Source organism: Shimia sp., assembly GCF_041624275.1.
Lineage (GTDB): Bacteria > Pseudomonadota > Alphaproteobacteria > Rhodobacterales > Rhodobacteraceae > Shimia.
The window spans coordinates 1-12060 of sequence record NZ_JBFJVE010000086.1 but is presented as its reverse complement, the minus strand read 5'-3'; the positions used below and the strand labels follow the sequence as shown (position 1 = coordinate 12060).

At 65.8% G+C, this 12060-nt stretch carries 11 protein-coding genes; 6 read left to right on the top strand and 5 right to left on the bottom strand.

Features of this window, described 5'->3' with window-relative positions; all coding sequences use genetic code 11:
• Positions 1 to 78: 78 nt before the first annotated feature.
• From nadC to ABZD10_RS08490, 4 genes are all read right to left on the bottom strand, one after another.
• Positions 79 to 927 carry a carboxylating nicotinate-nucleotide diphosphorylase gene (gene nadC / locus ABZD10_RS08505; protein ID WP_372885801.1) on the bottom strand — a complete coding sequence of 283 codons (849 nt, stop codon included), beginning with the start codon at positions 925 to 927 and terminating at the stop codon, positions 79 to 81.
• The gene (locus ABZD10_RS08500) at positions 924 to 2498 is read right to left on the bottom strand and encodes an L-aspartate oxidase (RefSeq protein WP_372885800.1); all 1575 of its coding nucleotides are present in this window, start codon (positions 2496 to 2498) and stop codon (positions 924 to 926) included. Before ABZD10_RS08500 ends, nadC begins: the two co-directional genes overlap by 4 nt.
• Before the next feature lie 7 nt (positions 2499 to 2505).
• Positions 2506 to 3555, bottom strand: coding sequence for a quinolinate synthase NadA (nadA, locus tag ABZD10_RS08495; protein WP_372885799.1), 1050 nt, complete (start codon positions 3553 to 3555; stop codon positions 2506 to 2508).
• Positions 3556 to 3785: 230 nt separating this feature from the next.
• Positions 3786 to 4535 carry a Crp/Fnr family transcriptional regulator gene (locus ABZD10_RS08490; RefSeq protein ID WP_372885798.1) on the bottom strand — a complete coding sequence of 250 codons (750 nt, stop codon included), beginning with the start codon at positions 4533 to 4535 and terminating at the stop codon, positions 3786 to 3788.
• 218 nt (positions 4536 to 4753) lie between these two features.
• On the opposite strand from ABZD10_RS08490, the gene ABZD10_RS08485 reads away from it, so the two are divergent.
• On the top strand, positions 4754 to 6175 hold the full coding sequence (locus ABZD10_RS08485; protein WP_372885797.1) for a cytochrome P450: 1422 nt from the start codon (positions 4754 to 4756) through the stop codon (positions 6173 to 6175).
• Positions 6172 to 7323 carry an alkane 1-monooxygenase gene (locus tag ABZD10_RS08480; RefSeq protein ID WP_372885796.1) on the top strand — a complete coding sequence of 384 codons (1152 nt, stop codon included), beginning with the start codon at positions 6172 to 6174 and terminating at the stop codon, positions 7321 to 7323. Before ABZD10_RS08485 ends, ABZD10_RS08480 begins: the two co-directional genes overlap by 4 nt.
• A gap of 44 nt (positions 7324 to 7367) precedes the next feature.
• On the opposite strand, the gene ABZD10_RS08475 is transcribed toward ABZD10_RS08480, so the two are convergent.
• Positions 7368 to 7910: a LuxR C-terminal-related transcriptional regulator gene (locus ABZD10_RS08475; RefSeq protein ID WP_372885794.1), complete on the bottom strand. Its 543-nt coding sequence runs from the start codon at positions 7908 to 7910 to the stop codon at positions 7368 to 7370.
• Between the two features lie 90 nt (positions 7911 to 8000).
• On the opposite strand from ABZD10_RS08475, the gene ABZD10_RS08470 reads away from it, so the two are divergent.
• The 4 genes from ABZD10_RS08470 to ABZD10_RS08455 form a co-directional block, all read left to right on the top strand.
• Entirely contained in the window at positions 8001 to 9299 is a 1299-nt protein-coding gene (locus ABZD10_RS08470; RefSeq protein ID WP_372885793.1) for an acetylornithine deacetylase/succinyl-diaminopimelate desuccinylase family protein, read from the top strand.
• A 21-nt stretch (positions 9300 to 9320) separates the two neighbouring features.
• On the top strand, positions 9321 to 10799 hold the full coding sequence (locus ABZD10_RS08465) for an ABC transporter substrate-binding protein (RefSeq protein WP_372885791.1): 1479 nt from the start codon (positions 9321 to 9323) through the stop codon (positions 10797 to 10799).
• A gap of 56 nt (positions 10800 to 10855) precedes the next feature.
• Complete coding sequence (locus tag ABZD10_RS08460) at positions 10856 to 11260, top strand: cupin domain-containing protein (protein ID WP_372885790.1); 405 nt, start codon at positions 10856 to 10858, stop codon at positions 11258 to 11260.
• Positions 11261 to 11266: 6 nt separating this feature from the next.
• A partial coding sequence (locus ABZD10_RS08455) for an ABC transporter permease (RefSeq protein WP_372885788.1) occupies positions 11267 to 12060 on the top strand: 794 nt, incomplete at its 3' end.

Here is a 12060-nt window from a genome sequence, read left to right as displayed (position 1 = left end):
GGTATCGACGAGGCGATGCCGCAGTTCGGCCGGCTTTTCTCGGCGCCCCTGCGCGGCTGAGCGACAGGGCGGAAAGGCTCAGAAATCAAGCCCCAGATCGACGGTGCGCGCCGAATGGGTCAGCGCCCCGGACGAGATGTAATCGACCCCGGTCGCGGCAATCGAGGCGATGCGTTCGAGGGTGACATTGCCGCTGGCCTCGGTGGCCATCCGGCCATCCACCATGGCCACCGCCTCGCGCAGCGTGTCATTGTCCATATTGTCCAGCAGCACGACGCTGGCCCCGCCGACCTCGAGCACCTCGGCCAGCTGGTCCAGCCGGTCGACCTCGATCTCGACCGCCATCATGTGGCTGGCATGGGCCTTGGTGGCCTCGAGCACGGCGCGCACGCCGCCGGCGGCGGCGATGTGGTTGTCCTTGATGAGGATCGCGTCCGACAGCGAATAGCGGTGATTGAAGCCGCCGCCATGCAGCACCGCCAGCTTTTCCACCAGCCGCAGCCCCGGCGTGGTCTTGCGGGTACAGGTCACGCGGGCCTTGCTGCCCCTGGTTTCGGCCACGAAACCGGCGGTCTTGGTGGCGATGCCGGTCAGCCGCCCGGCAAAGTTCAGCGCCACCCGCTCGCCCGACAGGATCGACGCCGCCGCCCCCCTGATGCGCATCAGCGTGTCGCCCTTCTTGCAGGGCTGCCCGTCGCCGATCAGGGTTTCGACCTCAAGCGCCGGATCCACCAGGCGGAAGGCCAGGGCGGCCACCTGCATGCCCGACACGATGGCGTCTTCGCGCGCGTTCAGGCGCGCATCATATGAGGTGCCCGCCGGGATCACCGCGCGCGTGGTCACGTCGCCGTAGCTGCCAAGATCCTCCATCAGCGCGTTGCGCAGCATCGGTTCAAGCACCAGATCGGGGACAGAAGCAAAAGTCATTGGAAATCCTTGCAGACCTGCGCCCGCGTCTCGAGCGCCTGGGAAAGGGTGATGCGCGAGCGCCGGCCCGGACCGGGCCGGGTTGCCGGAAAGTCCGCGCGCGCATGGGCGCCACGGCTTTCTTCGCGTTGCAGGGCGCTGACCGCGATCAGCGTCGCGGTGGCGCACATGTTCAAAAAGGACGGGCTGTCGCCATGGGCCGCCTCGAGCGCCGCGATCCGGCAGAGGGCCCGGGTCAGCCCCTCGGCGGTTCGCACCACGCCCACATGATCGGTCATCGTGGCCCTGAGGACACGGACCGCCTCGGCGTCGGGGGCGCGCCCGCCCCGGTCGAAGACCGCCACGACCGGGGCGGCCTGCACCGGCCTTGGGGCCGTCACCGTCGCGGCGATGTCGTCGGCGCAGATCCGGGCATAGACCAGCGCTTCGAGCAGCCCGTTCGAGGCCAGCCGGTTGGCGCCGTGCAGGCCCGTGGACGAGGCTTCGCCGCAAACCCAGAGGGCCTTCAGGCTGGCGCGGCCCCGGGTATCGGTGGCAATGCCGCCCATATGGTAATGCGCGGCGGCAGCCACCGGGATCGGCTCGGCGACCGGGTCGACGCCGTTGCGCTGGCAGGCCTCGGCCACGGTCAGGAACTGCTCGGTGAGCCGGGCCCCCACCGCTTCGCGGGTGTCCAGCATCGGCCGGTTTCCGGCCTGGCTCTGGGCAAAGATCTCGCGGGCGACAATGTCGCGCGGCGCCAGTTCGGCATCCGGGTGCACCCCGAGCATGAACCGTTCCCCGTGCCGGTTGATCAGGATCGCGCCTTCGCCGCGCAGCGCCTCGGTGGCCAGCGGCGCCGGGTCCTCTCCGACGTCGATGGCGGTCGGGTGGAACTGCACGAATTCGGCATCGGCGATCTCGGCCCCGGCCCGCGCCGCCATGCCGATCACCTGGCCGCGAATGCGCGGCGGGTTGGTGGTCAGCGCATAAAGCCCGCCCGACCCGCCGCCGGCCAGCAGATAGGCCGCGCCGCGCAGCATCACCGGCGCTGAACGCTCGTCATCCGAGCGCTGCACCGCGACCCCGCTCACGCGGCCGTTCTCGACATCCAGCGCCACTGCCATGGTGCCCTCGAGCACCTGGACCGAGGGCGCCTGCCGCACCTGCTCGATCAGCGCCGCCATGATCTCGGCCCCGGCCTGATCGCCCTTGACCCGGACCACGCGGGCGAAACTATGCGCCGCCTCGCGCGACAGGACGTAATCGCCGCTGTCGGTGCGATCAAAGGGGGTGCCGAAAGAGGTCAGCTGCAGGATGTGTTCGCGCGCCTCGCGCGTCACCAGACGGGCAACCTGCGAATCCACCGTGCCGGCGCCGGCGCGTTCGGTGTCCGCCGCGTGCAGCGCCGGGCTGTCCTGCTTGTCCATGGCCGCGGCCACACCGCCCTGGGCCCAGGCCGAGCTGGCGCCCTTGCCCAGGGGTTCGGGCGAGATCATCACCACCGGGCGCGGCGCCAGGCTGAGCGCGGCATAGAGCGCCCCCATGCCCGCGCCGACGATGACGATCCGGTCGGTGGTGAGTTCCTTCATCGCCGTGTCAGAGACCCAGCTTGCGCGACAGGTCGATCATGCGCTGAACCGACAGCCGCGCCTTTTCGGCAACGGCGGGGTCGACCTCGACCTGATTGTCCATGCTGTGCAGCACCCAGAGCACCTTTTCCAGGGTGATCTTCTTCATGTAGGGGCACATGTTGCAGGGGCCGATGAAATCGACCTCGGGCAGTTCATCGGCGATATTGGCGGCCATCGAACATTCGGTGATCAGCATCGCCCGTTCCGGCTTTTGCTCGGTGACGTATTTCAGAATGCCGCTGGTCGAGCCGCTGAAATCGGCCTCGGCCACCACTTCGGGGGTGCATTCGGGGTGGGCGATCAGCCGCGTGCCCGGATTCCATTCGCGGAAATCGCGCAGGTCCTGCGCGGTGTATTGCTCGTGCACGATGCAGGAGCCGGGCCAGAACACCACGTTCTTGTGGCTTTCGTTGGCGACGTTCTGGGCCAGGTACTGGTCCGGCGTCATGATGACCGTGTCGCTGTCCATCGCGTTGACGATCTGCACCGCGTTGGACGAGGTGCAGCAGATGTCCGAGGCGGCTTTGACCTCGGCGGTGGTGTTGACATAGGACACCACCGGCGCGCCGGGATACTTGGCGCGCATCTCTTCGATACCGTCGGCGGTGATGCTTTCGGCCAGCGAACAGCCGGCCGCCATGTCGGGCATCAGCACGATTTTCTCGGGGCTGAGAATCTTCGAGGTCTCGGCCATGAAATGAACCCCGGCCTGAACGATCACCTCGGCCTCGACCTCGGCTGCCTTCATCGCCAGTTGCAGGCTGTCGCCGACGAAATCCGAAACCCCGTGGAAAATCTCGGGGGTCATGTAATTGTGCCCGAGAATCACCGCGTTGCGCTTGGATTTCAGTTCGTTGATGGCCTTGACATAGGGCGCGTAGACCGCCCAGTCCGGCGGCGTGACCACACGGTCCATGCGCTGATAGATGTCCTGCATCGACGCGGCGAGTTCCGGTGACGGCGCCAGGTCGTAATGTTTCGAGAGTTCGGTGCCTACAAGCGAAAGATCGAGCAACAGACAGGTCCTCAGTTTTTTGACTTGGCTGTCATGTACTCCCTTTTTTTGCCAACCACACCCTTTTATGCCTCTTTTTCCCTGACATTTCCGTGGAATCGCGCTGCGGCACGGCAAATGCCCAAACTGATAGCGCAATCAAAGGCAGGGCGCCCGATTTGAAGCCGCCCATCAAGGCGCAGCCTGCCAGAATCGCGGCCGCAGCGCCGCGCCGGCCCCGGATCGCTGTATCAGGCCCGTTTCGCGATTGGCGGGCCGAACCCGCCGTCTTCGTCGAAAACCGTCTCGGCGATCTTCACCCGCCGCCCGGAAAACAGGAATTCGCCCTCGCGCTCGAGCCGCTTGACCAGCCGCGACAGGGTTTCGGGCTGCACCCCGATGAGATCGGCGAGATCGGGCCGCGACAGCGGCAGTTTCATCTCGACGTACCCTTCCAAGCGCGCGCCGTGATGCCGCGCCAGTTGCAGCAGGATCTCGGTCAGGCGCACCTTGTTGGACAGGGTGGCCGAGGCGATGATCCGCTCGTGGCTCCGGTCGATCTCGGCGATGCAGCGCGAGGCCAGCCGCGCCAGCACCGACGGGTTGGCGCGCACCACGCGCTTGGCGTCGCGTCGCGCCACGATACAGACCCGCGACGCGACCAGCGCCCGCGCCTCGGTTCTGTGCGGGCCGTCGTCGAGGAATGAGCGAAAGCCGATGATCTCGCCCGGATAGGCCAGCTTGAGCAGCGTCGACTTGCCGTCGCTCTGATAGGATCTGAGCGCGATCAGCCCGCGCGACACGCAATAGACGCCGCCGCTTTCGGCGCCCTGTTCGAACAGCACCTCGCCCTCGTCCAGTTCCCGCCGCGAGAAGCTGCGGGCCAGGGTCGAGACACCGCTTTGCTCCACCGGCTGCCAGACACTGTCCTGATAAAAGGCGCAGTGGCCGCAGGGGTGCGGCGCCTCGCCGGACAGGGTCATCGGGGATTTGCGGGTCATCTACGAGCGAACCTTTTACCTGCGTTTCACCAGCGGGCCATCTGCCGCGCCTTGGCCATAGCCGCTGGGTGATTCCGTTGCGACTGCGGCCCATTGTAACAGCAAGCGACATTGCCTGCCGCCCATCATCAGAAATTTTGACGATCGTCAATGACCTAGAACGGCATAAGGGCGAGTTTGCCCGCCACGTGTGGGGATGTAAACAATTGGAGAACACTTTGTTCGACGAAAGCAACGGGGGTCTGCCGGATCTGCCCCCCAAACCCAAGGCGCGCGAGGGGCGGGTTTCCTTGCGGACCTATTTCCGCCTGTTCAAGAAGGACATTCTTTCGGCCCAGCCGGCGCATCTCTACCGCGCCTGGATGGCCGAGATGAAAACGCCCTTCTTCCGCTCCTACCTGTGCAACGACCCGCAGCTGGTCGACCTGGTGCTGAAACAGCGGGCCTCGGACTTTCCGAAATCCGAACGCATCCGGGTCGGGCTGAAGCCGCTGCTGGGCGAGTCGATCTTCATTTCCAACGGCGAGACCTGGGCCCATCAGCGGCGCATCATCGACCCGGCCTTCGAAGGCGGTCGTCTGCGCACCGTCTTCCCGGCGATGTGGGACAGCGGCGTCGCCGCCGTCGAGCGGCTTGATGCGCTGGCCACCGGCGCGCCGGTCGAGATCGAGGCCCAGACCAGCCACGTGGCGATGGACGTGATCTTCCGCACCCTGTTTTCGGTGCCGATCGACCACGAGATCGCCAATGCCGCCTTCGAGACCTTCCGCGAACATCAGGCGACCCAGCCGGTGGCCAATATCGCCGCCATGCTGCCATGGCCGCGCTGGCTGCCGCGCTTTCATTCGCGCAAGACCAAGGAAACCGCGCGCACCATCCGCGACCTGATCGGGCAGCTGACCCACATGCGGGCCGAAGAGATCGCCAAGGGCACCGCGCCCGACGACCTGGCGACCAAGATCATGACCACGCCGGACCCCGAGACCGGCAAGCTGTTCGACACCGAGGAAATGACCGACCAGGTGGCGATCTTCTTCCTCGCCGGCCACGAAACCTCGGCCGCGGCGCTGGCCTGGGCGCTCTACCTGCTGGCACGCTATCCCGACTGGCAGGAAAAACTGGCCGAAGAAGCCATGGCCGCCTTCGAGCCGGAAAAGATCTATTTCTCGGCCCTGTCCAAGCTGCGCCTGTCGCGCGCCGTGTTCCGCGAATCGATGCGGCTTTACCCGCCGGTGCCGATGTATGTCCGCGAGGCCGCCTGCCCCGAGACCTTCCGCGAACGCAAGGTGCGCAAGGGCAGCCAGGTCATCATCAGCCCATGGCACCTGCACCGCCACGAACGGCTGTGGGAGCGTCCGGACGAATTTGACCCCGGCCGTTTCGACACGCCGAACGGCAAGGAGTGCCTGCGCTCGGCCTATATCCCGTTCTCGGTCGGCCCCAGGGTCTGCCCGGGATCGGCCTTTGCCATGGCCGAAGGGCCGCTGTTGCTGTCGATGCTGGTGCGGGCCTATCGCTTCGACATCGTCGAGGGCGACGAGCCGATGCCGGTCGCCCATCTCACGGTGCGGGCCGCCGACGGCATCCGCCTGCGCCTCACACGACGCAATTCACCCACTTTCAAGGAATACCAGGAATGACCGACGTGACCCCTTCCGGGATCGCCCCGGCGCCCCTGCGCGCCTGGCCCTACTGGATGACCATGACCTTCGTGCCGCTGGTCATCCTGGCCGTGACCCAGGGCGGCTGGACCATCCTTCTGATCCCGTTCTACGGCTGGGTCCTGATGCCCCTGCTGGACCTGGTCCTGGGCAAGGACCTGCGCAACCCCGACCCCGAAACCCCGGTGGAAGAGCTGTTCTGGTTCCGCCTGCTGACCATCATCTGGTTCCCGGTCCAGTTCGCGCTGGTCTATGGCACGCTCTATTACGTGACCCGGGTCGCCGAGCATTCGACACTGGAAACCCTTGGCATCATGTTTGCCATCGGTGTCACCACCGGCGTGGTGGGCATCGTCTATGCCCACGAGCTGTTCCACAAGTCGAACCGGCTCGAGCGCAACCTCGGCGACCTCTTGATGGCGCTGGTGCTTTATGGTCATTTCCGCACCGAGCATCTCCTGGTGCATCACCCCTGGGTCGGCACCCCGCGCGACACGGTGACGGCACGCTACAACGAAGGCTTCCACCGTGCCTTCGCCCGCATCCTGATGACCGGCTTCGGCTCGGCCTGGCGGGCGGAAAAGGCGATGCTGGCGCGCAAGAACCGCTCGGCCTTCCACCCGTCCAACCCGATCTGGAAGTACCTGGTGCTGCAAAGCCTTTTCCTGGCGCTGGCCTTTGGCATCGGCGGCTGGGTGGGTGTCGGGCTGTTCATGTTCCAGGCGCTGGTGGCGATCTGGCAGCTCGAGCTGACCAATTATGTCGAGCACTACGGGCTGACCCGCAAGCACCTTGGAAATGGCGAATATGAACCCGTCAAGCCGCACCACTCGTGGGACTCGGCGCATCGGGTGTCCGGCCTGTTGCTGATCAATCTTCAGCGCCATGCCGACCACCACGTTCACCCGATGCGTCGTTTTCCTCTGTTGCAGGTCTATGACGAAAGCCAGGTGCCGATGCTGCCCACGGGCTACCCGCCGATGACCTTCATGGCGATGATCCCGCCGCTGTGGCGCCGCCTCTTCAATCCGCGCGTGCGCAACTGGCGCCGCCAATTCTATCCCGAGATCGACGACTGGGGTCCCTACAAGACCTGGGACCTGCCGATGCCGAAAGGCGCCGGCTGACCGCCCCGTCGATGGGCCCTGTAGCGCCCACGTCCCTTCGGGCGCTACAACCCCACTACATGGGTCAACAATTCGATCGTGTTGCTGACCTCGAACTTGCGCAACAGCCTGGCCCGCACATCGTCGATCGTGCGCGGCGACAGCCCCAGCGCCCGGGCGATCTCCTTGCTGGTCTTGCCGCTCGAAAGCCCGACGATCACCTGCCGCTCACGCGCCGACAGCGCCTTGCCCGGATCGGGAAAATCCAGTTCGGCAAAGGACAGGACGGTTTCCGCCAGCGGGTTGTCGGGCTGTAGCGTCGTCGCCCGCACCCGACACCAGAATTGCCCGCCGTCCCGGCGTTGCATCAGCCGTTCGTCGCAGAAGGGGCGCCCCGATTGCAGGCGCTCGAGCCCCATGTCGCGCACCCGCTCGAAATCGCTGTCCGAGGCGTAGAGCATGCGAAACGACTGGTCTTCCAGGTCGGCGACCTCATAGCCGAACATGCGGGCAAATTCGTGATTGCAGGCCCGGATGACGCGCTGTTCCGAGATCACGATCCCGATCGGCGCATTCTCGAAGGCCAGCATCCGCTTGTGCAATTCCATCTGCCCGTGGCTCCGTAAAGTTACGGTATTGTCCGAGTCTGCCGCGCCGGTTGATACTGGAGCCCGGAACACTCGGGACGCATGCGGAAAATGACACCATATCAGAGACCCGAATCCAAGCTGAATGCGGCCATCATGCGCCGCCGCGATGATCTGATCGCGCTGACCCGCGACCTGATCCGCATCCCGACGCTGAACCCGCCGGGCGAAAACTACCGCCTGATCTGCGAATACCTCGAGACCCGGCTGAAGGCTTCGGGCTTTGAGACCGAGCTGATCCGCGCCACCGGCGCGCCCGGCGACAGCGACCGCTATCCGCGCTGGAACCTGATCGCCCGGCGCGACGGCGCGCGGGCCGGCGACTGTGTGCATTTCAATTCGCATATCGACGTGGTCGACGTCGGCCATGGCTGGACCCACGACCCCTTTGGCGGTGCATTGGTCGACGGGCGCATCTATGGCCGCGGCGCCTGTGACATGAAGGGCGGGCTGGCGACCTCGATCATCGCCTGCGAGGCCTTTCTCGAGGTTTTTCCCGACCACGCCGGAGCGATCGAGATCTCGGGCACGGCAGACGAGGAATCCGGCGGCTATGGCGGCGTCGCCTATCTCGCCGAGCGGGGCTATTTCTCGCCCCGACGCGTGCAGCACGTGATCATCCCGGAACCGCTGCACAAGGACCGCATCTGCCTGGGCCATCGCGGCCTTTGGTGGGCCGAGCTTGAGACCAGGGGGCGCATCGCCCATGGCTCGATGCCGTTTCTCGGCGATTGCGCGGTGCGCCACATGGGGGCGGTGCTGGACGAGCTGGAAGAGACGGTGTTTCCCGCCCTCAAGACCCGGCAGACCGCGGCGCCGGTGATCCCCGAGGGGGCGCGCACCGCCACCATGAACCTCAACTCGATCCATGGCGGCCAGACCGAGATCCCGCGGGAGAGCGGCGGCCTGCCCTCGCCCTGCGTGCCCGACAGCTGCCGACTCGTGGTCGATCGCCGGGTGCTCTGGGAAGAGGATCTGGACGAGACCAAACAGGAATTCCGCGCCGCTTTGGAACGGGTCAAGGCGCGGCGCGACGGTTTCGACTACGCGCTGCGCGACCTGTTCGAAGTGCGTCCGTCGATGACCGACCGCGAGGCGCCGGTGGTGCAGACCGTGGCCCGGGCAATCGAGGACACGCTGGGGATGGCGCCCGAATATGTCGTGTCCCCGGGGACTTACGATCAGAAACACATCGACCGGATCGGCCAGCTGAAAAACTGCATTGCCTATGGTCCCGGCATTCTCGATCTGGCGCATCAGCCGGACGAATATATCGACGTAGACGATATGATTGCATCGGCCTGCGTCATGGCGGCGTCGCTCGAACAGCTTTTATGCGGTCCGGGTTGACGCCATGAGAGGGAGGAACTGATGACTTATTTACCCAAACTGGCACTGGCGGCCTCGGCGCTTGCCCTGTCCGTATCGGCGGCCGCGGCCGGCGGCGAGATCTCGGTCGGCATGGCGCTCGAGCCGCCCCACCTTGACCCGACCAGCGCCGCCGCCGGCGCCATCGACCAGGTGCTTTATGCCAATGTCTTCGAGGGGCTGACCCGTTTCGGCCCCGACGGGTCGATCAACCCCGGGCTTGCCGAGAGCTGGGAGATCAGCGACGACGGGCTGACCTATACCTTCCATCTGCGGCAGGGCGTCAGCTTCCATGACGGCACGGCCATGGATGCCGAAGACGTGGTCTTCTCGCTGGATCGGGCCCGCGCCGAGGATTCGACAAATGCGCAGAAGGCGCTGTTCGCCGATATTGCATCCGTGTCGGCCAGCGATCCACATACCGTTGTGGTGACACTTGCCAAACCGAACGGGTCTTTCCTGTTCAACATGGCCTGGGGCGACGCGGTGATCGTGGCCCCCGAAAGCATCGCCGGGATCAAGGAAAGCCCGGTCGGCACCGGACCGTTCAAATTCGTCGAATGGGTCAAGGGCGACCGCATCGAGATCGCCCGCAACGATGCCTATTGGGGCGAGGCGGTGGCGCTGGATGCGGCCACCTTCCGCTTTATCTCGGACCCGACGGCGGCCTTCGCGGCGATGATGTCCGAGGATGTCGACGTCTTCCCGGTCTTCCCCGCGCCCGAGAACCTGATGCAGTTCGAGGCCGATCCGCGCTTCCAGGTGCTGGTGGGCTCGACCGAGGGTGAAACCATCCTGTCGACCAACAACAAGATGCCGCCACTGGACGATCTGCGCGTGCGCAAGGCGATCGCCCATGCCATCGACCGGCAGGCGATCATCGACGGTGCCATGTTCGGCTTTGGCACCCCCATCGGCACCCATTTCGCACCGCACAACCCGGATTACCTTGATCTGACCGGCAATTCGGCCCATGACCCCGCGATGGCCAAGGCGCTGCTGGCCGAAGCCGGCTTTGCCGAGGGCTTCACCACCACGCTGAAACTGCCGCCACCCTCCTATGCGCGCCGTGGCGGCGAGATCATCGCCGCGCAATTGCGCGCGGTGGGGATCACCGTCGAGATCAGCAATCTGGAATGGGCACAATGGCTGGAACAGGTGTTCCGTGGCAAGGATTACGGGCTCACAATCGTGTCGCATACCGAGCCGATGGACATCGGCATCTATGCCCGGCCGGAATACTATTTCCAGTATGACAACCCCGAGTTCCAGGCCCTGATCGCCAAGCTCAACAGCGAGGCCGACCCGAAGATGCGCACCGCGCTGCTGCACCAGGCCCAGACCATCATCGCGCAGGATTACGTCAACGGCTACCTGTTCCAGCTTGCCGCCACCGGCGTCGCCAATGCCAGGCTGCGCGGCCTCTGGGTCAATGCGCCGACGCAGGCCACCGACCTGACCGGCGTCAGCTGGGCCGACTGAACATTCCCGTCGGGGGCCCCGGCGGGCCCCCGCCCCTATTCTTGAGGATCACCCCCATGGACATCCATCGCGCAGGCAGCCGCCCCAGCCGAAAAGCGCCGCCAGAGTGGTTCACCGGCACCGTCTGGATCGACCCGATCATCGACTCGCGCCCCCCGGCGCGGGTCAACGCGCTGCGGGTCAGTTTCGAACCCGGCGCGCGCACCGCCTGGCACACCCACCCCTTGGGACAGACATTGCATGTCCTGTCGGGCAGCGGGCTGGTCGGCCGCCGCAACGAGCCCCCCCAGATCATCCGGGCCGGAGACACGGTCTGGTTCGAGCCCGGCGAAGAACATTGGCACGGCGCTTCGCCCGACACCGGCATGGTGCATCTGGCCATTCAGGAGGCGGTCGACGGATCGGCCGCCGACTGGCTTGAGCAGGTCGCGGACGGCGACTACCGGCCGCCGGCGGCCTAGCCCCAAATGCTGCGCTACGGGGTGAAACGTCTGTTTTCGCTGCTCGTCAGCCTGCTGGTGGCCAGCGTGGTGATCTTCGTGGCGATCGAGGTGGTGCCCGGAGACCCGGCCACCTACATGCTGGGGATCAACGCCCAGGAAGACACCGTCGCGGCCCTGCGCGAGGAACTTGGGCTCAACGCTTCGAAGCTGGAACGCTATCTCGGCTGGGTCGGCGGCATGGTGGTCGGCGATTTCGGCACCTCCTATACCTATCGCTCGCCGGTGGCCGATCTGATCGGAGACCGGGTCTGGGTCTCGCTGCCGCTGGCACTGATCGCGCTCACCCTGTCGACCGCCATCGCCTTTCCGATCGGCATCATCGCCGCCGCCCGGCGCGGCTCGGTCACCGACATGTCGGTGATGGGGGCGACGCAGCTTGGCGTGGCGATCCCGAATTTCTGGTTCGCCATGATCCTGGTGCTGATCTTTGCGGTCAACCTGCGCTGGTTCGCCTCGGGCGGCTTCCCCGGCTGGGACGAAGGCCTTTGGGCCGGTCTCAAGTCGCTGACCCTGCCCGCCATCGCGCTGGCACTGCCGCAGGCTTCCATTCTCGCGCGGGTGATGCGCAGCGCATTGCTCGACACTTTGAACGAGGATTTCATCCGCACCGCCCGCGCCAAGGGGCTGTCGAAACAAAAGGCCCTGCGCCGCCACGCCCTGCGCAACGCGCTGATCCCGGTGCTGACCATCATCGGCTTGCAGTTTTCCTTCATGCTGGCCGGCGCCATCATCATCGAGAACGTCTTCTACCTGCCCGG

Excerpts from the sequence above, each read along its gene's own strand:
- nadC (WP_372885801.1), bottom strand. The coding sequence starts at position 927 with ATGACTTTTGCTTCTGTCCCCGATCTGGTGCTTGAACCGATGCTGCGC.
- ABZD10_RS08500 (WP_372885800.1), bottom strand. The coding sequence starts at position 2,498 with ATGAAGGAACTCACCACCGACCGGATCGTCATCGTCGGCGCGGGCATG.
- ABZD10_RS08490 (WP_372885798.1), bottom strand. The coding sequence starts at position 4,535 with ATGACCCGCAAATCCCCGATGACCCTGTCCGGCGAGGCGCCGCACCCC.
- ABZD10_RS08480 (WP_372885796.1), top strand. The coding sequence starts at position 6,172 with ATGACCGACGTGACCCCTTCCGGGATCGCCCCGGCGCCCCTGCGCGCC.
- ABZD10_RS08475 (WP_372885794.1), bottom strand. The coding sequence starts at position 7,910 with ATGGAATTGCACAAGCGGATGCTGGCCTTCGAGAATGCGCCGATCGGG.
- ABZD10_RS08470 (WP_372885793.1), top strand. The coding sequence starts at position 8,001 with ATGACACCATATCAGAGACCCGAATCCAAGCTGAATGCGGCCATCATG.
- ABZD10_RS08465 (WP_372885791.1), top strand. The coding sequence starts at position 9,321 with ATGACTTATTTACCCAAACTGGCACTGGCGGCCTCGGCGCTTGCCCTG.
- ABZD10_RS08460 (WP_372885790.1), top strand. The coding sequence starts at position 10,856 with ATGGACATCCATCGCGCAGGCAGCCGCCCCAGCCGAAAAGCGCCGCCA.